18 protein-coding genes are annotated in these 21,716 nt (G+C 37.2%); all 18 read left to right on the top strand.

The window, feature by feature from the left end:
* The first annotated feature begins 50 nt into the window (after window positions 1-50).
* Window positions 51-998 carry an NAD(P)H-dependent flavin oxidoreductase gene (locus K9B36_RS09780; RefSeq protein ID WP_223701868.1) on the top strand — a complete coding sequence of 316 codons (948 nt, stop codon included), beginning with the start codon at window positions 51-53 and terminating at the stop codon, window positions 996-998.
* Between the two features lie 269 nt (window positions 999-1,267).
* The gene (locus K9B36_RS09775; RefSeq protein ID WP_223701867.1) at window positions 1,268-2,266 is read left to right on the top strand and encodes an ABC transporter substrate-binding protein; all 999 of its coding nucleotides are present in this window, start codon (window positions 1,268-1,270) and stop codon (window positions 2,264-2,266) included.
* 35 nt (window positions 2,267-2,301) lie between these two features.
* Window positions 2,302-3,324, top strand: a complete 1,023-nt coding sequence (locus tag K9B36_RS09770) for an ABC transporter permease (protein ID WP_223701866.1) — start codon at window positions 2,302-2,304, stop codon at window positions 3,322-3,324.
* The gene (locus K9B36_RS09765) at window positions 3,302-4,096 is read left to right on the top strand and encodes an ABC transporter ATP-binding protein (RefSeq protein ID WP_223701865.1); all 795 of its coding nucleotides are present in this window, start codon (window positions 3,302-3,304) and stop codon (window positions 4,094-4,096) included. Before K9B36_RS09770 ends, K9B36_RS09765 begins: the two co-directional genes overlap by 23 nt.
* Window positions 4,097-4,327: 231 nt before the next feature.
* The gene (locus tag K9B36_RS09760; RefSeq protein WP_223701864.1) at window positions 4,328-4,738 is read left to right on the top strand and encodes a thioesterase family protein; all 411 of its coding nucleotides are present in this window, start codon (window positions 4,328-4,330) and stop codon (window positions 4,736-4,738) included.
* Window positions 4,739-4,787: 49 nt separating this feature from the next.
* Window positions 4,788-5,894: a Leu/Phe/Val dehydrogenase gene (locus K9B36_RS09755; RefSeq protein ID WP_223702065.1), complete on the top strand. Its 1,107-nt coding sequence runs from the start codon at window positions 4,788-4,790 to the stop codon at window positions 5,892-5,894.
* A gap of 18 nt (window positions 5,895-5,912) precedes the next feature.
* Window positions 5,913-6,980, top strand: coding sequence for a pyruvate dehydrogenase (acetyl-transferring) E1 component subunit alpha (gene pdhA, locus K9B36_RS09750; protein ID WP_223701863.1), 1,068 nt, complete (start codon window positions 5,913-5,915; stop codon window positions 6,978-6,980).
* Window positions 6,980-7,975, top strand: coding sequence for an alpha-ketoacid dehydrogenase subunit beta (locus K9B36_RS09745; protein ID WP_223701862.1), 996 nt, complete (start codon window positions 6,980-6,982; stop codon window positions 7,973-7,975). The genes pdhA and K9B36_RS09745 overlap by 1 nt, the downstream gene beginning before the upstream one ends.
* 11 nt (window positions 7,976-7,986) lie before the next feature.
* Window positions 7,987-9,222 carry a dihydrolipoamide acetyltransferase family protein gene (locus K9B36_RS09740; protein ID WP_263399323.1) on the top strand — a complete coding sequence of 412 codons (1,236 nt, stop codon included), beginning with the start codon at window positions 7,987-7,989 and terminating at the stop codon, window positions 9,220-9,222.
* Window positions 9,223-10,656, top strand: coding sequence for a dihydrolipoyl dehydrogenase (gene lpdA / locus K9B36_RS09735; protein ID WP_223701861.1), 1,434 nt, complete (start codon window positions 9,223-9,225; stop codon window positions 10,654-10,656).
* A gap of 120 nt (window positions 10,657-10,776) precedes the next feature.
* The gene (hppD, locus tag K9B36_RS09730) at window positions 10,777-11,895 is read left to right on the top strand and encodes a 4-hydroxyphenylpyruvate dioxygenase (protein ID WP_223701860.1); all 1,119 of its coding nucleotides are present in this window, start codon (window positions 10,777-10,779) and stop codon (window positions 11,893-11,895) included.
* 443 nt (window positions 11,896-12,338) lie between these two features.
* Window positions 12,339-13,433 (top strand): histidinol-phosphate transaminase, encoded by a 1,095-nt coding sequence (hisC, locus tag K9B36_RS09725; RefSeq protein ID WP_317889870.1) that lies wholly within the window; start codon window positions 12,339-12,341, stop codon window positions 13,431-13,433.
* 6 nt (window positions 13,434-13,439) lie between these two features.
* Window positions 13,440-14,048 (top strand): flavin reductase family protein, encoded by a 609-nt coding sequence (locus K9B36_RS09720; RefSeq protein WP_223701858.1) that lies wholly within the window; start codon window positions 13,440-13,442, stop codon window positions 14,046-14,048.
* Between the two features lie 22 nt (window positions 14,049-14,070).
* Complete coding sequence (locus K9B36_RS09715; protein WP_223701857.1) at window positions 14,071-14,982, top strand: fumarylacetoacetate hydrolase family protein; 912 nt, start codon at window positions 14,071-14,073, stop codon at window positions 14,980-14,982.
* A gap of 17 nt (window positions 14,983-14,999) precedes the next feature.
* Entirely contained in the window at window positions 15,000-16,151 is a 1,152-nt protein-coding gene (locus K9B36_RS09710; protein ID WP_223701856.1) for a homogentisate 1,2-dioxygenase, read from the top strand.
* A gap of 407 nt (window positions 16,152-16,558) precedes the next feature.
* On the top strand, window positions 16,559-18,607 hold the full coding sequence (locus K9B36_RS09705) for an ATP-dependent nuclease (protein WP_223701855.1): 2,049 nt from the start codon (window positions 16,559-16,561) through the stop codon (window positions 18,605-18,607).
* Window positions 18,604-20,349 carry a UvrD-helicase domain-containing protein gene (locus K9B36_RS09700; protein WP_223701854.1) on the top strand — a complete coding sequence of 582 codons (1,746 nt, stop codon included), beginning with the start codon at window positions 18,604-18,606 and terminating at the stop codon, window positions 20,347-20,349. Before K9B36_RS09705 ends, K9B36_RS09700 begins: the two co-directional genes overlap by 4 nt.
* Before the next feature lie 422 nt (window positions 20,350-20,771).
* On the top strand, window positions 20,772-21,614 hold the full coding sequence (locus K9B36_RS09695; RefSeq protein WP_223701853.1) for a tyrosine-type recombinase/integrase: 843 nt from the start codon (window positions 20,772-20,774) through the stop codon (window positions 21,612-21,614).
* Window positions 21,615-21,716: the final 102 nt, after the last annotated feature.

The raw sequence follows: 21,716 nt of genomic DNA, 5'->3' as shown, positions 1-21,716 counted from the left end.
TAAATATTAAAATTAGTATAACATTATTTTTACGAAGGGTGGAATAATAGATGAATAAATTAGTAGATCTTTTAGGAATACGGGTTCCAATCATTCAAGGTGGTATGGGAAATATAAGTAATGCACCGCTGACTGCAGCTGTTTCCAATGCTGGCGGGTTAGGAACGATTGGTGCAGGAACGATGCTTCCAGATGAAGTAGAGGAAATAATTAAAGAAACTAAGAAACTAACCAATAAACCTTTCGCAATAAATATAGCTTTAAGCGTTTCTCCTTATGTCAAAGAGGTTCTTTCATTGGTTGTTAAATATAAAATTTCAACTGTTTCCTTATCAGCTGGTAATCCTTCTCCTTATATTCCAAAATTAAAGGAGCATGGAGTTAACGTAATCTGTGTAGTTGCTTCTCCTAAGCAAGCTGTGAAGGCAGAAAAGGCAGGGGCAGATATTATCGTAGCAGAAGGATATGAAGCTGCAGGGATTAACTCAAATTTGGAAACGACAACCTTCGCTTTAATACCACAAATCGCTGAAAGTGTGACTGTTCCTATAGCAGCGGCTGGTGGAATTGCGGATGGCAAGGGATTAGCCGCAGCACTCGCTCTTGGGGCATCAGGAGTTCAGATGGGGACACGCCTGATTGCGACGAAAGAAGCACCCGTCCATGAAGCATATAAAAATACAATTGTCACAGCGGATGATAAAGGAACCGTCATAGTTGGTCGAACAGTTGGGAGAGTCAGACGAGTTTTAAGAACTCCTTATGCAGAATATCTTCTGCAAAAAGAGGCAGAGGGTATCAGTCTAGAGGAGTTCAACAGCCTAACTACTGAAAATCAGCATAAATTTGGTGCATTAGAAGGGAAGCTCCAAGAAGGCTTTCTCAATGGTGGACAGATTTCCAGTTTGATTACAACGATTCCAAGCGTAAAAGAATTATTCGAAAATATTATTCATGAAGCAAAAAGTGAACTACAGAGAGCTACTCATCTCATATAAAAAACTTCTTTCTAAAAGAAGTTTTTTATTTTGCAAAAAATAATATTTTCATTTGAAAGTAATGAATTTATTTTTAAAAACAAAATATATTAAATTTTTAGAATATATTGACACTAAATAAAAAGGAGTGTTAATATAACGTTGAAAATACGAAATGCAATTTTTGCATTACAACACGTGATATTGAAAACGTTTTCAGTGATTTCGTTTTAAAAGCATATTGGTATACCTATCAATCTTGCTTTTGAATAAAACAAAGGGGGATATTTATGAAAAAAATTAATTGGAAGTCTGCTTTTCTACTAGCTGCCTGTTTTATGCTTCTCGTGGGTTGCGGCTCTAACACCTCTGGTGACGGTGGAGAGGAAAAGGTAGTCATAGGAGTAACTCAGATAGTGGAGCATCCATCGTTGGATGCAGCGTTTGAAGGCTTTAAAAAGGCCCTTGAGGAGAATGGGTACATAGAGGGTGAAAATCTCGAGTTTGATGTACAAATAGCGCAAGGAGAAATGAGCAATAGCCAAACAATCGCAGGAAATTTTGTCGCAGATGAAGTTGATTTAATCTTTGCCAACTCAACTCCAAGTGCGCAAAGTGCCTTGCAGGCAACAAAAGAGATTCCGATTGTCTTTACGTCCGTAACAGATCCTGTCGGTGCAGATCTGGTAGAGTCTTTTGATAAGCCAGGTGAGAATATTACAGGTACATCTGATACGCATCCAGAAGCGCTTTCAAGCACCATTGATTTTATGATCGAGGAATTGGGAGTTAAAACAATAGGAGTATTGTACAACGCCGGCGAACAGAATTCTGTTGTTCAAGTGGAAAGCATCAAAGAAGTAGCAGAAGCAAAGGGTGCAACACTAGTAGAAGCTTCTGTTTCTAACTCTGCAGAAGTGAAACAAGCTGCAGAATCAATGATAGGAAGAGTGGATGCAATTTACATTCCTACTGATAATACTGTTGTTTCTGCTTTCCAAACAGTGGTAGGGGTAGCAAATGATGAGAAAATCCCTCTTTTTGCAGGAGAGCTTGACTCTATGGAACTAGGAGCTGTGGCAGCAAGCGGATTCAGCTATTCCGACTTAGGTTATGAAACAGGACTTATGGCTGTTCAAATCCTGAAGGGAGAAAAAAAGGCATCTGAAATTCCAGTAGCTTATCCACAAAACTTTAAGCTAGTCATTAATAAGAAGGCTGCCGAATCACAAGGAGTAGAAGTGAAAGATTCTTGGTCTGATATTGCTGAGTTTTTTGATGGCGAATAAAAAGTAAGTTCAATATAACAAGGAGATGATTCTTTATGATTACCGCTCTTTTTGGTTCATTTGAGTTAGGAATCATCTACGCAATCATGGCCCTAGGGGTGTACCTATCCTTTAGGGTCCTTGATTTTCCGGATCTAACCGTAGATGGTAGTTTTGTAACAGGAGCTGCTGTTGCAGCAACAATGATAGTCAATGGAGTAAATCCTGTATTAGCCACTGTCGTTGCGATGCTAGCTGGTTTTTTAGCAGGATGTATAACAGGAGCATTACATACTTTTGGAAAAATAAATGCCCTTTTATCTGGAATATTAATGATGATTGCCTTATATTCTATTAATTTAAGAATTATGGGAAAATCGAATATCCCCATGCTGAACACAGACACTTTCTTCACCCATTTGCGCGAATGGTGGAGTAGTACAGGTATAGATAGCTTCCTTAATAATATTTTTGTTGCTATCGGTATAGGAGACTATGCTCCACGAACATGGGGCGTCATTTTTGTCATGATAATTGTTACCTTGATTATTAAATTCTTAACAGATTGGTTCTTAAAAACCGAAATCGGGCTGGCGATAAGAGCAACAGGTGACAACAAGCGAATGATTCGAAGTTTCTCGGCAAACACCAATGGATTGGTGATTCTCGGTTTAGGTGTATCCAATGCAATGGTTGCTTTCTCTGGTGCTCTGATTGCTCAACACGGAGGATTTGCAGATGTTGGTATGGGTATCGGAATGATTATTATTGGACTTGCCTCCGTTATTATTGGTGAGGCTTTGTTTGGAACAAAATCCATTGCAAGGACTACACTTGCTGTAATCGGTGGAGCAATTATCTATCGGATCGTTATCACACTTGCTCTTCGGGTCGAGTTTCTCGAAACAGGGGACATGAAAATAATCACAGCTACCATTGTTATTATTGCGCTAATAACTCCGAAAGTAATGGAAAGTTACAGGGAAAGAAAACGTAAAAAGAAAAAAATGATACAACTCCAATCTTTTGATCCTCCAAGTGGAAAGGATGAACGGCGTGCTTCACTTAACTCAGATTAATAAAGTTTTCAATGAAGGTACTTTAGATGAGAAGAATGCATTGGACAACGTAAACCTTACCTTGAAAAAAGGGGATTTTGTTACAATTATTGGCAGTAATGGTGCGGGAAAATCAACATTAATGAACATGATATCAGGAGTGATTACACCTGATACTGGAAATGTTGAGATAGATGGAAAAAATGTGACTTACATGTCAGAGCATAAACGAGCAAGATTTATAGGAAGAGTTTTTCAGGATCCGATGGCAGGAACAGCACCTTCTATGACCATTGAAGAAAATCTTGCAATGGCCTATTCTAGGAACAAAACCCGTTCATTAAGAAGAGGAGTTACGAAGCAAAGAAGAGAGTATTTTAAAGAAGTATTATCCTCTTTGCATCTTGGTTTAGAAAGCAGGTTAACGGCAAAAGTTGGCTTATTATCCGGGGGAGAAAGACAGGCGCTCTCCCTTTTGATGGCAACCTTCACAGAGCCATCGATTCTTTTATTAGATGAACATACTGCAGCTTTAGATCCCTCGCGTGCAGAGTTAATAACTAACATCACAAAGCAAATAGTTGCGGATACAGGATTAACGACACTGATGGTTACCCATAATATGCAACAGGCTTTGGACCTCGGTAATCGATTAATTATGATGGATAAAGGGCAAATTATTTTAGAAGTAGAAGAAGAAGACAAGAAATCTTTAACAATCGAAACGCTGCTAAAGGAATTTCAGCGTATTAGAGGTCAACAAATGGCTAACGATCGCGCGTTATTATCGTAATCTTACAGGAATAGAGAGCGGATATTCATCCGTCCTGTTCCTTTTTTTGGGCTCAAAATATCATGTGTTAAAAACAAGGTATCAGTGATTTACACGGTAGCGGACCGTCTCTTTAATATTCAATTAACCGAATGAAATGATTATTTAAAAAATTGTTACAATTCATTGACTGTTCATTTAACGTAATGTTATTATAGCGTTAAATAAACGTTATACGTTTTGGGGTGAAATATGATGAAGCCTGGTCTAACAGTAGGAATGAAATTTAGTATGAATGTAAAAGTAACAAAGGAAATGTTTGCCCAATTTGAAGGTGAAGTGGTACACCCCGTCTATTCTACTGCTATGATGGTTTATCATATGGAATGGGTTTCCAGGCAGCTTCTTCTTCCCTATTTAAAGGAAGAGGAAGAAGGAATGGGAGCGAAAGTTACTGTAAATCATGTATCTCCTGCACCAGAAGGCAGCATGTTAGAAATTCAAGCGAAAGTAATATCATGTAATCAAAATGTGTTAAAAACTGAGGTTCATGTGAATGATTCTGAAAAGACAGTCGGTACTGGTGAAGTTACACAAATAGTACTTACAAAAAGTAAAATAAGCAGATTAATAAGTAATAGTTCACAAATACGAGAGAACTAGGGTGATAAAGATGACAGAATTGAAAACGCTTACTTCTGGGGTGGAGGGAATGGAAATGTTTGATAAAATTCAAAATCATCAGCAGGTAGTTTTTTGTAACGATCCTGACACAGGTTTAAAAGCCATTATTGCTATACATAATACTACACTCGGTCCTGCATTAGGCGGATGCCGGATGCAACCTTACGAATCTGTAGATGCAGCTCTGTTCGATGTTTTACGTCTTTCAAAAGGAATGACATATAAATGTGCGGCAGCCGACGTAGATTTTGGTGGAGGCAAGGCAGTTATAATTGGTGATCCCACGAAAGACAAATCTCCTGAATTATTCCGTGCGTTTGGACAATTTGTAGAATCTTTAAATGGACGCTTTTATACAGGCACTGATATGGGAACTGTACCAGAGGATTTTGTTCATTCATTAAAGGAAACCAATTGTATTGTTGGAGTGGACGAAGTATATGGTGGTAGCGGAGACTCTTCTGTACCAACAGCTCAAGGTGTCATTTACGGTATAGAAGCTACCAATCTTACAATATGGGGTTCAAAAAACCTTTACGGTAAAACTTATGCCATTCAAGGATTAGGAAAAGTAGGATCAAAAGTTGCTGAGCAGCTTCTTCACGCCGGAGCAGATCTAGTTGTATCTGATATAAATGAAACAGCAATAAATGAACTTGTCCTTAAAGCAAAAGAATTGGGTGCTGGCATTAAAGTAGTAAGTGGAGATGAAATATATTCAGTAGAAGCGGATGTATTTGTACCATGTGCTCTGGGCGGGATCATTAATGATAATACGATTGAACAGTTGAAGGTAAAAGCAGTTGTAGGTTCTGCGAATAATCAGTTAATTGAAACTCACCACGGTGCAATGCTTCAGAAAAAAGGAATCCTCTATGCACCAGATTATATCGTGAATGCGGGCGGATTGATTCAGGTGGCCGATGAACTCTATGAACCTAACAAAGAAAGAGTTCTAAGAAAAACGAAAGCGATATATAACTCTCTAATGGATGTATATAGGGAAGCGGAGAAATTGAATATTACTACAGTCGAAGCGGCGGATAATTTTTGTGAACAACGTCTCGCAAACCGAACTAGACGCAATAGCTTCTTTACCCACTCGAAACGTCCAAAATGGTCTGTCCGAGTTTAACAGATGGAGGGGAATAGGATGGAAAATGATTTTCCAATCAAACAAATGGTGGATGTGAACGGAAATCTTGTAATGGAGGAATACCAATCCCAAATTACAAAAGAACTAGCAGATGCTTTTTATAAAAATATGTTACGGATTCGTACTTTTGATAAAAAGGCGATAAGTTTACAGCGGCAAGGTCGTATTGGAACTTATGCTCCATACGAAGGGCAAGAGGCTGCACAGGTTGGCTCAGCTCTTGCATTAGAACAGGATGATTGGTTGTTCCCATCCTACCGTGACCATGGTGCAACGATGACTTTTGGTCATTCCATTCGTAATATACTTTTGTTTTGGAATGGCAGAAACGAAGGATGCATTCCGGAAAAAGGGAAAAAAGTATTTCCTCCTGGAATCCCGATTGCAACACAGCTTCCGCATGCAGTAGGAGCAGCTTACGCCGAGAAGAGAAAAGGCACGAAAAATGCGAGTATTGTTTACTTCGGAGATGGAGCAACTTCAGAAGGTGACTTTCATGAAGGGCTGAATTTTGCGAGCGTGTTAAATGCCCCTGTCGTCTTTTTTAATCAAAATAATTTTTTTGCGATTTCTGTCCCAATGTCAAAACAGATGAAAACTTCTACTATCGCACAAAAATCACTAGCCTATGATATTCCAGGATATCGAATTGATGGGAATGATATATTCGCAGTGTATTTTTATACTATGCAAGCTTTAGAACGTGCAAGAAATGGGGAAGGTCCTACACTTATCGAGGCAGTTACATGGAGATATGGAGCACACACAACAGCGGATGATCCAACTAAATATCGTAATCAATCTGAAAGTGAAGCAAGGAAAAAAGAAACCGATCCTATACTTCGGCTAGAAAGATTAATGAAGAACAATGGCTGGTATGACGAAACAAAAAAAGAAGCGTGGCTGCTAGAGGCTTCAGAAGAGATAGATGCGGCAATTGCGGAAATGGAGAAGTTTCCGAAAGCAAATCCAGCTGATATGTTCGATTATGTCTTTGAAAAACCAACATGGGGAATAGAACAGCAAAAGCAGGATCTTCTTCATGTGTTAAGAGGTGAAAACTAATGCAGACGGCAGTAAAGACAAACACATTAACGATGGTACAGGCCATTACAGACGGTCTTGATACAATGTTAGCGGCAGATGAAAATGTTCTGCTGATGGGGGAAGACATTGGCCTAAACGGCGGAGTGTTCCGGGCAACAGAGGGACTACAAGAAAAGTTTGGGGAAGACCGAGTAATCGATACACCTTTAAGCGAAGCCGGCTTTGTAGGAGCAGCAATCGGTATGGCAATCAATGGTTTTCGGCCGGTTGTGGAAATTCAATTTTTGGGATTTATTTATCCGGCATACGAACAGATTATGACACATGCCTCCCGTTTAAGAGCCAGAACAATGGGGCATTTCACAGCTCCGATGGTCATCCGTGCACCTTATGGGGCGGGGGTTAGAGCTCCGGAAATTCATTCTGATAGCACCGAAGCCATTTTTACACATATGCCTGGAATTAAAGTAGTTTGCCCTTCAAACCCTTATGATGCTAAAGGACTTATGATAGCAGCAATAGAAGATCCAGATCCTGTGTTGTTTCTTGAGCCGATGCGCTGCTACCGATCTGTAAGAGAGGAAGTTCCCGAAGGAAAATATACAGTGGAAATAGGCAAAGGTAAACGCTGTAAAGAAGGTGACGATGTGTCAATTATCGCCTGGGGTGCCATGATTCCGGTTGCTTTAGAGGCAGCAAAGCAAATGGAAACGAAGGGAATAAGCTGTGAAGTCATAGACCTGCGCAGCTTATATCCAATCGATAAAGACATTATTTCAGAATCTGTTCAAAAAACTGGAAGAACCATTGTCGTCCATGAAGCTCATGCTGCAACAAGTGTAAGTGGTGATGTTATGGCTATTATCAATGATACATCCTTTTTATTTCAAAAAGCTCCTGTAGAACGTGTTACAGGATTTGATGTTCCTGTTCCATATTTCGGGTTTGAAGACTATTACCTGCCAACAAGCAAAAGAATAATTGCTGCAATTGAAAGAGTAATGAAGTTTTAGGAGGAATAAAAATGATAGAAGTAAAACTTCATGATATAGGGGAAGGGATGACACAAGCAGATATTTTATCTTTTTTCGTCAAACCTGGGGACCATGTTAACTCAGACGAACCGTTGGTAGAGGTTCAAACAGATAAAATGACTGCTGAAATTCCTGCACCATACTCAGGTATCATTAAGGAAATTAAAGTTGCTGAAGGTCAAACGATAAGTGTAGGTACGACTATCTTTCTCTTAGAAACAGACTCTTCTATCAGCGCAACACAGGAAGCGGCTGCCACCAAAGAGCAAGCAGGAATAAGTACAATAGAAAGCACCCAGAGCAAAGTCCTTCACTCACAAGAAGAGAAACAAGTAAAAAGAATTATGGCATCTCCATATACTAGAAAGCTAGCAAGGGAAAATGGAGTTAATATCGAGCAGGTACAAGGAACAGGACCAGCTGGGAGAATAACAGACGAAGATGTTCTATCTTTTTCCACAAATAGTCATTCGCAAACACAAGAGCCAGCTTTCAACAAGCAAGAGGTGGAATCAGGCGAACCAAATGTTAAAACCACGACTATCCCTTTTAAAGGTCGAAGAAAACAGATAGCTAATAAAATGGCACAATCCCTTGTTACGATTCCACATTGCACCCATTTTGAAGAAATTGATGTTACAAACATAATTGAAATCCGTAATCTATGGAAAGCGAAGGAGGAGAGTGTTTCTGCAACTGCATTATTTGTAAAAGCAATCTCCATTACTTTAAAGGAGTTTCCGATTTTTAACTCTCGCTTGAATGAGAAGGATTCATTGATTGAACTTATTGATGAGCATCATATTGGAGTCGCGATTGATACAAGTGAAGGTCTGATTGTTCCTGTGGTTAAAAATGTTGAACGTAAATCATTAAAGGAGATACATGGTGAACTAAAACGGCTCACTCAAAAGGCGCAGGACAACAAACTTGTGTTAGCCGATATTTCTGGGGGAACTTTTACCATTAGCAATGTAGGCCCGCTTGGTGGCAGTATCGGAGCGACTCCCATTATAAATCAACCGGAAGTGGGATTAATCTCTTTCCATAAAACGAAAAAGCGTCCTGTTGTGAATGATCAGGATGAGATTGTAATCAGGTCGATCATGAATATTTCCATGTCCTTTGATCATCGGGTAGTGGATGGAGGAACAGCTGTTGCCTTTACGAACCGACTAACAGAGTTACTCGAAGAGCCTAAATTAATCTTGTTGGAGCTGGTGTAAATGGTAGTAGGGGAATTAACGCAAGAAAGAGATTTAATTATCATCGGTGGCGGACCTGGTGGATACCATGCAGCTATTCGTGCAGCACAATTGGGACTACAAGTGACCCTTATTGAAAAGGATGAACTAGGTGGAGTCTGTTTAAATGAGGGCTGTATTCCCTCTAAAGTCCACACCGCAGCTGCACAACAGTTTCACCAACTAACCCCAATGAAAAATATGGGAATAGATACAAGTCAAGCAACCTTTAATCTTGCTACTCTCCAGGAGTACAAAGAAACGACGATTCGTCAATTAAAGGAAGGAATAAAAGCCCTCTGTAAAGCAAATAGAATCGAAGTTGTAAAAGGAAACGCTACTTTTATATCCTCTGAAAAGCTTGGGGTAGAAAGTGGTCATCAGTATGATACCTATAGATTTAAGCATGCAATTATCGCCACAGGCTGCCAGAAAAAGCCTTTGCTTGATATAAAAGATAACCATTTAACGGTTACATCGATATGGAAGTTGGAAGAAATGCCATCTCATCTAGTTCTTTTTGGATCAGATGATATTACACTTGAAGCTGCAATGAGCTTTCGTAAATTGGGTTCCGAGGTAACGATTATTTTACCTTTTAATCATGAATCTTTTACATTTGATTCTTCCATCACAAAAGAGTTAACAAGACAACTAAAGAAGCAAAAGATAAAGTTGATTAAGGGAGCAACAGTTGAAAATGCATCTTTTAATGGAGCAAGTTGGGAAATCGAGTTAAAGATTGCTAATGAAGAAACAAACGTTATGCAGGCTTCCCATTTTTTTATCGCTTCTGAAAATGAGATGAATTTTGAAGACTTAGGCATGACAAGGGCAGGAATTGAGACTGATCAAAATGGATGGATTAAAATTAATAATGCTTGTCAGACTAATCAAGCCCATATATATGCTATTGGTGATGCAACTGCTGGTCCTACTCTAGCAGTGAAGGCGATAAAGCAGGGGAAAGTTGCAGCGGAAAGCCTGGCAGGAATTTCATCAGAGTATAATCATACTTTTGTCCCGAGAGTGGTGCATACCATCCCACCTATTGCCTCCATCGGATTAACGGAAGAACAAGCTAAAGAAGCAGGATATGAAATAAAGGTAGGAGAATCCACGTTAAAGACAAGTGGCTATGCCTCGATACTTGGACAAAAAGAAGGCTTTGTAAAAACAATCAGTGAAGAAGGTTCAAGTATCATTCTTGGCATTCATATAATGGGATCCGGTGCGATGGAGCTTATTTCTTCTGGAAGCTTGGCTCTTGAAATGGTGGGAAGAGAAGAAGATTTATTATTTCCTCTTTACCCGCATCCTAGCATAAATGAAAGTCTTTTAGAGTCAGTAGAGGATTTATCATCACAAGCGATTCACAAAGCACCGGTAACCAAAAAACAGAAAGTATCTATATAACTATCCTTTGATGCGTCAAAGCATTCTAGCTTTAAATGGAACTCTTGCTAATAATGGAACGAATAGATTATAGTGAATTCAGAATAGAAATATATTTCAGTATATTTGGAGGGAAACTAAATGAACGTTGAAAAGACCATGCAAAATCAAAATCAGGTTGAAGATTTCTTCCCTGTCAGAGATGTGGATTATCTAGAAATCTATACGGGCAACGCCAAGCAAGCAGCTCATTTTTTCACTACTACTTTTGGTTTTGAGCCAATTGCATACTCTGGCTTGGAAACAGGTAATAGAGAAACTGTATCATACGTATTAAAGCAGCGAAATGTCCGTCTTGTGCTTACGGGCTCTTTAAAGCAAGATACAAAAATATCCGAATTCGTAAAAAAACACGGAGACGGAGTCAAAGACATTGCTCTTTTAGTGGATGATGTTGAAAAGGCTTACAATGTTGCAGTAGAAAGAGGAGCAATAGCTATACAACCTCCACAGGATTTAACTGATGAACAAGGAACACTCAAAAAAGCAGTAATAGGTACTTATGGTGATACCATACATACTCTAGTAGAACGTAAAAATTATAAGGGTGTGTTCATGCCTGGATTTAAGGCATATAAAACTACTACACTTGTTAAGGATGCCGGAATTATCGGAATTGACCATGTTGTAGGAAATGTGGAAAAAATGGAAGAATGGGTTGCTTATTATGAAAAAGTAATGGGCTTTAAAGAAATGACTCATTTTACAGATAAAGATATCAACACGGAATATTCCGCTTTAATGTCCAAAGTTATGCATAATGGTGGACGAATCAAGTTTCCAATCAATGAGCCAGCAGAAGGGAAAAGAAAGTCTCAAATCGAAGAATACCTTGAATTCTATAATGGAGCAGGTGTACAGCATATCGCGATACTGACAGAAGATATTGTCCAGACGGTAAGTAAACTGAAAGAAAACGGTGTAGAATTCCTTAATACTCCTGACACATATTATGAAATGCTGTCAGAGAGAGTAGGAGAAATTGATGAAGAAATTTCAAAGCTGCGAGAATTAAGTATTCTTGTAGACCGAGATGATGAAGGATATTTACTTCAAATCTTCACTAAACCTATTGTAGACCGTCCGACACTATTCATTGAAGTGATACAACGTAAAGGCGCCAAAGGATTTGGAGAAGGAAACTTCAAAGCATTGTTCCAATCCATTGAAAGAGAACAGGAATTAAGAGGGAATTTATAGGGTCACTTTAGTTAAGAGAGGTAGATAGCCACTGCCTCTCTTTTTTTAAAACGCTAGGCTCTTTTTAATAAAAGGTTACATCGCTGTGCTTAGGAGACCCTTCCTGAAAGCCTTTAGAAATGCGAACACCGGAAAGGGAAACAGTACGGAGTTAAAAGAGTACCCTTGCTATTTTCAGAGTAGAATATATGTAAAAAATTTTCTTCAGAAAGAATATTAATAATTGCATCATATAGAGTGGTCCACCCTGTGTATTGGAGTGGCAGGTGATCGACTCCTGCGGGCGATAGCGGTAGACGGGAGACCCCGCAGGCGCAGCCGAGGAGGCTCCCGCACCGCCCCGCGGAAAGCGATCACCTAGAACGGAAAGGAACAGGGAGTTGAAAAAGAAACTAAACTTTTTTCAGTTATGACTTAAATTATTTAATGGGGGGATTTTGGCGGTGAAAGTACAAAGTAAAAATATTCTTCAGATGGTAACTGCCTATCCTTTGAGTAAAAGCATGGAGGATATTCAACAAGAACTCGGTTTGTCACGTATTAGGAATTTATCAGAAATTGAGAATGTATTTGGATGCTCAGAACAGGTAAAGCACCATTTGATGAATAGCTTAGAATATCTATATACCTACCCGGACGGTTCTGCTAAAATTCTTACTTCCAAACTGGCAGATTTTCTTGAAATTAATCCTGATCACCTTTTTATAGGAAACGGCTCAGATGAAATTATTCGACTATTGATTAAAGCTTACTTGAATACAGAAGATGAAGCGATCATGGCTCAAATCACCTTTCCTAGGTACAAAACCAATGTCACTATTGAGGGTGGGAACCCAGTTCTAGTTCCACTTAAGAACGGTGTTCATGACTTGGAGGGTATGTTTGCGGCTATTACGGAAAAGACAAAAATAATTTTTGTTTGTAATCCTAATAATCCTACAGGTACCATAGTGGACTCGAAGACGTTAGCTAGATTTATTGATCAAGTTCCAGATCATATATTAATAGTTCTTGATGAAGCATATTACGAGTATGCAACAAGCCCGGGTTATTTACAGTCGCTTCCACTATTAAAAATTTATAGCAATCTGGTAATTTTAAGAACATTTTCTAAAGTATATGGTCTTGCTGGTTTAAGGATTGGTTATGGATTGATGGATTCCTCTATTAAAACTGAATTAACAAAAGTAAAAGAGGTTTTCAATGTAAATAAGATGGCACAAGAGGCTGCTATCGCTGCACTGGAAGATCAGAAATTTCGAAATGACTGTGTGGCACGTAACGAAGAAGGTCGTTTGTTTTTAGAGGAAGAATTAACGGCATTGGGCTATACTTTTTTTCCAACACAAGCAAATTTTTTGATGATACATATGAATGAAAATGCTGATCAAATAAGAGATGAATTATTAAAATTTGGTATTTTAGTCCGCTCTGGGTCTGTTTTAGGATATCCGGAATCGATAAGAGTGACAATAGGTTCCATGGAAGACAATCAACACTTTATTCAATCTCTAAAAATCGCAGCAAAGTGTAGGTGATCGATTGTGAATGTACAACCAAGCAGTCTTGAATGGAAAGATGCATATAAATTATTAGTAGGTTCCATCCTGCCAAGACCGATTGCGCTAGTTTCTTCATTAAATAACGAAGGAATAGCAAATATCGCTCCATTCAGCTTCTTTACGGCTATTAGTGCAGATCCAATGCTAGTTTGTTTTTCTCCTATGAGAAGAGGAAGTGATGGATCTAAAAAAGACACACTTCTTAATATAGAAAGTACAAGGGAATTTGTTATTAATATTGTAAGCGAGGAAATCGTCGATAAAATGAATATCACTGCGACTGAATTTCCAATGCAAGTTGACGAATTTACTGAAGCAGGTTTTACAAAAGTGAGCAGCCAAGCTATCTCCTCACCAAGGATTAAAGAGAGTCATGTTCAACTAGAATGCACATTACATCAGGTCTTACATTTTGGAGAAGAGCCTGGATCTGGTAGCCTCGTTATCGGTAAAGTTGAAATGATTCATGTTGCAGACGACCTTTATTTTGATGGAAAAATAAATATGGAAAAGCTGAATCCTGTAGGAAGAATGGCAGGAAGTATGTACACCAGAGCGACAACTGATATGTTTGAGCTCCTTCGAAAATAATCGAAAAGGGAGTGAGTATTCTGTGAAATATATTACTTTTAAAAGAAAAGGTGGCGAACAAAGGGCAGGGTGGCTGGACGGTGATTTTGTTATCGATATGTACGAAGCTTCAGAAGGAGAACTTCCAGCAGATCTCCTAGCATTTATCGTCAAGCATGAAGACTATTCAAGTTTAATTGAAAAGTTAAACGCTTTGGAGAATCCGTTAGGAAAATATCCGCTAAGTGAAGTGCGCCTTTTAGCTCCAATCCCGAGACCTGTCAGTATACGTGATTTCTACGCTTTTGAAGATCATGTAAAGACAGCCAGAGCAAGAAGAGGGTTAGAGGTAGTACCGGAGTGGTATGAATTTCCTGTATTTTACTTTACAAATCATCTGGCAATTAAAGGACCAGACGATATTATTTCAGTACCTGATCAATGCCAGTCTCTTGACTATGAACTGGAAATTGCCTGTATTATAGGCAAAGAAGGAAAGGATATATCAGCTGAAGATGCAGATTCTTATATCTTCGGTTATTGCATTATGAACGACTGGAGTGCAAGGGACCTTCAAGCAAAAGAAATGAAGGTAGGTTTAGGACCTGCAAAAGGCAAGGATTTTGCGACCTCTCTAGGTCCTGCAATTATAACAAAGGATGAATTGGAAGCTTACAAAAAGGATGGCAAATATAATATAACGATGAAGGCATCGGTCAATGGCAAGTTGCTTTCTGAAGGAAATTTTCAGCAAATCTATTATTCTTTTAATAAAATGATTGAGCGGGCATCCGCTGGGGTTACTTTATATCCTGGTGAGGTAATAGGCTCGGGTACGGTTGGAACGGGCTGTATATTGGAGCTCGGTACAGAAACACATCGATGGTTAGAGTCAGGAGACAAAGTAGAGCTTGAAATAACAGGGTTAGGGTCATTAGTGAACACTATTAAATAATGTTATGAGGTGGTTAAATGTATTATCGTCAAATGGGAAGTATCCCCCATAAAAGGCATACGATGTTTAAAAAAGAGGATGGCACACTTTACCGCGAACAAGTAATGGGTACAAAAGGGTTTTCAGGCTCACAATCGATTCTCTATCATCATTATTTACCGACGGAGGTTGTTAAGTCTGAGGTGCTGTACAGTTACTTACCTGAGTATGAAGAACAATCTGCACTTAACCATCGCCACTTGATGACTAAAGCTGTTCAAAAAAAGGGAAATGCAATTGATGCAAGAGAATACTTGTTAGGAAATAGTGATTTGTTGATTGGGACCGCGCTAGTAACAGAAGCAATGACCAATTATTATCGCAATGGCGATGGAGATGAAATGCTTTTTATCCATTATGGATTTGGAAAAATAGAAACAATGTTCGGGACCTTAAGTTATCGAGCGGGTGACTATGTAATCATTCCAATCGGCACCATCTATCGATTTGTGCCGTCCGAAGAAACAAAGGTATTGTTTATCGAATCCTTTAGCCAACTTACGACTCCGAAGCGATACCGAAATGAGTATGGTCAACTGTTAGAGCATAGTCCATTTTGCGAACGGGATCTGCGGGGGCCAGATAAGCTGGAAACCTACAATGAAAAGGGAGAGTTTGAAGTGCTGACAAAGTCCCGAGGATACATGCATTCTCATGTTCTTGGACATCATCCATTAGATGTTGTCGGCTGGGACGGTTATTTATATCCTTGGGTATTTAATATAGAAGATTTTGAACCGATAACCGGTCGTGTTCATCAGCCACCCCCTGTACATCAGACATTCGAAGGTCATAATTTTGTAGTGTGTTCTTTTGTTCCTAGACTATATGACTACCATCCAGAAGCAATTCCAGCTCCTTACTATCACAGCAATGTCAACAGCGATGAATTGCTATACTATGTAGAGGGTAATTTTATGAGCCGCAAAGGTATTGAAAAAGAATCCATTACACTTCATCCCTCTGGAATACCACATGGACCACATCCAGGTACAACAGAAGCAAGTATAGGAAAAAAGGAGACATTGGAACTGGCAGTTATGATCGACACCTTTAAACCACTAAAGGTTGTCAAGAAGGCACATAAGATAGAGGATAAAAATTACATGTTTACGTGGAAAGAAAAATAAAATATTAAAAGCGAAAAAAATCAAGCTGCCAAGAGCTTGATTTTTCTTTGTGGTTTATCTCTCGTTATTAGTAAATTTCAGGATAAAGATAAAAGTTCTATTTTTCTTTTTTTCCACAATCGGGCCAGATTGTTGAGTAATTCTTATATTGTGTAGTACAACCATACTGTGCCAAAAATATAGAATGCATGGGACGGTTCTACTGTTTTCGAAACAACAAGAACCGTCCCGTTGCCTCTATGCGTATGAATCGAAGCTTGCAAAATATAATAAGCAATATTAGGGGAGCATGTTTTAGAGAACTAAGATGTGCTTCCTTTTATTTATAAACATTTATTTACAATGTATCTTATAATAGAAGTGGAGTATTAGATAAATATCAATAATAGAAAGGAGTTGTTAGAAGGATGTACATTTCTAACATAGAAATTAAAAATTATAAGAATTTCAGGTCCAATATAATTGAATTTAACGATGGTGTAAACGTCATTATCGGTCATAATAATGCCGGGAAATCCAATTTATTAAAAGCTATGGCATTGATATTTGATCCATCTATAAAAAAGAATTTAGCCATAGATGACTTTAATAAAACAATTTCGTTAGAAGAATTGAAACTACAGCCCCCTATTGTCAATATTTCAATCGCTCTTACTCAAGAGGACAAAGAAGAACTAATGGGAGATGACTTAGTCATTGTAAGTCAATGGCTAACTAAGTTGGAAGAGCCTTATGAGGCAAAAATACATTATGAATTTTGTCTCCCACTAAAATACCACGAAGATTACGAAAGAATGCAATCTACTTCAACTTCTATAATAGAAGCTTGGGAGATTATCGATAGAAATTTTTTACGTTTATATACATACAAAATTTATGGTGGAAATTTAGAAAATCAAATTACAGTAGATAGCGAGTATTTGAAGAAGTTCGACTTTCAATTTTTAGATGCCATTAGGGATGTCGAGAGGGACATGTTTAGTGGTAAAAATACGCTGTTAAAAAACGTTTTGGACTTCTTTATGGACTTTGATATTAAATCTAATGAAGGCTTAGATAACGAGGACAAAGAACGAAAAATTAAAGATAAAAAAATGGAATTCGAAGAACAAGCAAGGAAGTTAATGGAATCACTGAATGAAAGGATGTTAGAAGGGAAGAAACAAATTTTATCTTATTCAAAAGATATAGGTGCATCCTTCGATAATGCAGAGCCAAATTTTGCAGGTAGCATCACCGATATTGAACTTTATTCAGCGCTTAAACTAATTGTGGAGTATCAAACAGGAATTCAATTGCCTATAACTCATAATGGACTTGGATATAATAATTTGATTTTCATGTCTTTATTATTGGCAAAAATGCAAGTCAATGCGAGCGAAACGTATTTAGGAAACAACGCTAAAGTCTTTCCGATGCTTGTAATAGAAGAACCAGAAGCGCATTTACATCCTTCAATGCAAAGACAGCTATTAAAGTTTTTAAAAAAGAATTTAAAAGATACAAAGGTACGTCAAATATTTGTAACAACCCATTCAACTCATATAACGGGAGCATTAAATCTAGACGAATTAATTTGTTTATATAAAGCCGGTAGTGATACGCATGTTAGTTATCCAGGTAAAGTTTTTGGAACTAATGAAGAAAGTAAAAAGTATGTACAAAGATTTTTAGACGCTACAAAATCTAATATGCTTTTTGCTGAAAAACTTATTTTAGTAGAAGGATTAGCGGAGCAATTGTTAATGTCCATTTTTGCCGAATATGTAGGGAAGTCTCTAGAGGATAATCATGTTGCAGTAATAAATGTAGGTGGAAAATACTTTGATCATTTCTTAAATTTATTTAACACAAATAATTCAGCTGCAATTAATAGAAAAGTAGTTTGTATTACTGATAGGGATCCAGAAAGAAGAGACATTACAACTGAAAAACCATCTTATAAAAAATGCTATCCATTTGAGATGAATATAGAGCCTGAAAAATACGAATATAAAATTAATCAGCTAGAATTAGAATGTTCATCTAATATAAAATTCTATTTGCAAGATGGAATGCAGGGTAAAACCCTTGAATATGATTTAGCACGTTTCAACGCAACACTTGAAGAATTAGTAACTGATTCAATGTCAAACAAGGAAGAAATAAAAAATTTGATGAAACTATTTAAGGAAGGAAAAGGAATTGATGAGCTTTATAGTCAATTAAGTAATTCAAAAGAAAACGTTAGAATTATAGGTGCCTTAAAACACGGCGATTTAAATTGGACAGAGGTTGATAAAAAAATTGCATTAATAGCTGCTAGATATTTAAATTCGGTTGGTAAAGGTGTTAATGCTTTAGAATTAGCATATATATTGGAAGGCAATTTGGCTAGATTAGGTACGGACGCTTATATAGATTTTATTGTCCCAGACTATATTAAAGAAGCTATAGAATGGGTGTGTGAAAATTGATTACAATTTCATCTAGCGATTGTATTGAGTTAGAACAACATTTTAAAGTTACAGCCGGGCCAGGTGCAGGAAAAACGCATTGGTTAGTTAACCATATAAAAAATACAGTTAAAAATTCTTTAAGATTACAAAAGACTCGTAAAATAGCTTGTGTTACATATACAAACATCGCTGTTGAAACGATTTTGAAAAGGCTTGGTACTAATATAGCCAATAGAGTAGAAGTATCGACAATTCATAGTTTTTTATATAAGCATGTTATTAAGCCGTATTTATTTCTAATTGCTGATGAATTTGAAGTGAATGTAGAAAAGGTCAATGGACATGATACCGTATTACCTCGACGTTCTACTGTTGAAAATTGGTTAGAAAATCATTGCCGTGTATCAGAATTGAAGCCGCCTAATTCGTTAAGACAATTACTGTTTATGGATGTTAAGAAAAACTCTTTATGGGTGTGGCTTTCGAATTTAGAGTATAAGTTTGATACTGATGGGTATTTGAAATTAGTTGGCAAGAAAGATAAAGCTGGTTCTATAAGTAAAGTAGCGGAAATCTTAGAAGATGATTTGCTATGTTATAAAAAGTTAAGTTGGGCAAAAGGTAGGATTGATCACGATGATGTTTTATTTTTTAGTTATGTATTAATTACAAAAAATCCATTTATATTAAAAGTTTTAAGAGCAAAATTTCCATACTTCTTCTTAGATGAAGTTCAAGATACAAACCCTATACAATCAAAAATCGTAAAGTTGATAGCAAAAGAGGAAACAATCGTTGGTGTTATAGGTGATCCAGCGCAGTCTATTTATGCCTTTCAAGGTGCAAATATAGAAGAATTTAATAACTTCCAATTAGACAACATGGCAGAATATCAAATCCTAGAAAATAGGCGTAGTTCAAATCAAATTATTGACTTACTAAATCTTGTTCGGAAAGATATTATGCAAGATAAATATAAATATATTGATGAGGATGTGCCTGTATTATTTATCGGGGATAATATAGACGCTTATAAAAGAATTAAGGATTTGTATGGAGAGGATACCGTAATCCATACGCTTTCTAGAGATAATTCTACAGCTAATGCAATGAAGTCAATGGTTTCTTTAGATGGAATAGATTCTAAACTTTTAATTAAATTACAAGAGTCTGATAGTAATCCGGATAGACCAAAAATAATAATCAATTCTATAGAGTCAGTGGAATTTGCGCGGATTGGTGATTATAAGAATGCATTAGAAAAAATGAAAGTACTTTTCACGGGGTTATCCGAGAAAGATCAAGTTAACAAATCTATTGCGTTAATTCAGGTATTATTAAACACGTATAGTAATTATGAATCTAAAGCGATTATGGAGTTTTATAATATTTTGAAACCACATATTTCAATGGCTGGTTTCAAAGCTGGTGCGGCTAAAGATTTCTATAATACTAATTCATACAAACATCTCTCAATATGCATAAATTTAAAAGAGGACATTAGTGATCATCGTACTATTCATAAAGCAAAAGGTGACGAATTTGAAAATGTTTTATTAATCCCTAATTCGTTGGATTTTCTAATCAACCCTGATTTAGAAAATGATGAGGAACATAGGATTTATTATGTTGGATTGAGCCGAGCGGAAAGTCGATTGTTCATTGTGTTTTCTAAATTGCTAAAGAAACATCAAAAGTTAATAGAAGAAAAATATAAAATAAAAGTGGAAGACTTATCTAAAATACCTGAATTAGTTTGAATTTAGTTACCTAACGTTAACAAAATTATTTAGAAGGAAAATGGAAAAACATTCATGAAAATAAAAATAAGTAAATATTATCAGTAAAGAAAAGTATATGAGTTAAAAAAATCGTTAGACCATGAAGGTGTTAAAATAAAGATAGAGATCTTTAAAAAATCTGGGTCAATAAAATAAAAACTTATAAACAAACTCATTTACTACACAGTACAACGATACTATTAAATTAGAAGAAAGATCTTCAGCAATCGGGCGCTTTTAAGTAGTAGCGAAAGCGCCTTTTCCTATGTTTCCCAACCTCTATGTACTATCCTAAACTAAACCATTCCACTAGATTGTTGAATAAAATCGTATAAAACCTACTTTTCTAGTCAATACTTTTCTTAAGATTAATTGGTTTGTAAACTAGGAGAGTGGTGTAGATGTTATTGTCACAAGTTTGGGAGAAATACCAGCTTGATAAAAAGATAGAGGGGTATTCACCGCTAACATTAAAAACCTATTGTTTTCAATATAATATGTTGTTGCGCTACTTTGGAGATATCGACCTGAACATACTGAACACAGATCAGTTAAAAGAATATTTGATCAAGGGAAGCACACATTTAAAACCCTCTAGTTTGGGGCATAGAGTTCGATGTATTAGGTCATTATTTAAATGGGCAAATGACGAAGGGTTTATAAAAAAGAATCCTGCAGCTAAGTTGAAAGAACCTAAGCTAGGGAAACGAATACCAAAATTCCTCACTGAACTTGAAATTGAACATCTACGTGAATCCTGTCAAAATGCTATGGAGAATGCGTTGTTTGAATTCTTTTATTCAACTGGTTGCCGTATTGGCGAAGTTGTTAAGCTTAATCGTGATGATATCAATTTCGCCTCAAATTCGGTCATCGTTCATGGAAAAGGGAATAAAGAACGGGAGGTTTATTTTAATACTCGTTGCTCCTTGTGGTTGATGAGATATCTCGATGAGCGAGATGATCAGGACCCGTGTTTGTTCATAACGGAGAGAAGACCTAAGAGAAGAATGAGTATCGACTTAATAAGATACATCATTAAGCGTATTTCATCTGGAGCAGGGATTAAAAAGAGCATTCATCCACATCAGCTAAGGCATAGCTACGCTACACATATGATTAACAACGGGGCTCCCCTAGAAGTAATACAGAGTTTATTAGGCCATGAAAAAAGCGAAACAACGAGAATTTATGCTCAGCTAAGTGGGAAGTTACGAAAAGATCTCTACAGCAAATACTTTTAAAAATCACGTTCGAGATTGAGCGTGATTTTTTATATTTAATGAAAATAAAAGATTGAGTTTATCACTTGTTTTTGAAATAATTGGTATTAAGCAATCGGGCAG

It is taken from the genome of Sutcliffiella deserti (assembly GCF_020037475.1).
GTDB classification, from domain to species: Bacteria; Bacillota; Bacilli; order Bacillales; family Bacillaceae_I; genus Sutcliffiella_A; species Sutcliffiella_A deserti.
This window is presented reverse-complemented; position numbering and strand designations above follow the sequence as displayed.

What these genes read in the sequence shown, in the direction of transcription:
- K9B36_RS09745 (WP_223701862.1), top strand. Translation starts at nt 6,980, where the DNA reads ATGCAGACGGCAGTAAAGACAAACACATTAACGATGGTACAGGCCATT.
- K9B36_RS09740 (WP_263399323.1), top strand. Translation starts at nt 7,987, where the DNA reads ATGATAGAAGTAAAACTTCATGATATAGGGGAAGGGATGACACAAGCA.
- K9B36_RS09770 (WP_223701866.1), top strand. Translation starts at nt 2,302, where the DNA reads ATGATTACCGCTCTTTTTGGTTCATTTGAGTTAGGAATCATCTACGCA.
- hppD (WP_223701860.1), top strand. Translation starts at nt 10,777, where the DNA reads ATGAACGTTGAAAAGACCATGCAAAATCAAAATCAGGTTGAAGATTTC.
- K9B36_RS09695 (WP_223701853.1), top strand. Translation starts at nt 20,772, where the DNA reads ATGTTATTGTCACAAGTTTGGGAGAAATACCAGCTTGATAAAAAGATA.
- K9B36_RS09760 (WP_223701864.1), top strand. Translation starts at nt 4,328, where the DNA reads ATGATGAAGCCTGGTCTAACAGTAGGAATGAAATTTAGTATGAATGTA.
- pdhA (WP_223701863.1), top strand. Translation starts at nt 5,913, where the DNA reads ATGGAAAATGATTTTCCAATCAAACAAATGGTGGATGTGAACGGAAAT.
- K9B36_RS09780 (WP_223701868.1), top strand. Translation starts at nt 51, where the DNA reads ATGAATAAATTAGTAGATCTTTTAGGAATACGGGTTCCAATCATTCAA.
- K9B36_RS09710 (WP_223701856.1), top strand. Translation starts at nt 15,000, where the DNA reads ATGTATTATCGTCAAATGGGAAGTATCCCCCATAAAAGGCATACGATG.
- lpdA (WP_223701861.1), top strand. Translation starts at nt 9,223, where the DNA reads ATGGTAGTAGGGGAATTAACGCAAGAAAGAGATTTAATTATCATCGGT.
- K9B36_RS09705 (WP_223701855.1), top strand. Translation starts at nt 16,559, where the DNA reads ATGTACATTTCTAACATAGAAATTAAAAATTATAAGAATTTCAGGTCC.
- K9B36_RS09775 (WP_223701867.1), top strand. Translation starts at nt 1,268, where the DNA reads ATGAAAAAAATTAATTGGAAGTCTGCTTTTCTACTAGCTGCCTGTTTT.
- K9B36_RS09755 (WP_223702065.1), top strand. Translation starts at nt 4,788, where the DNA reads ATGGAAATGTTTGATAAAATTCAAAATCATCAGCAGGTAGTTTTTTGT.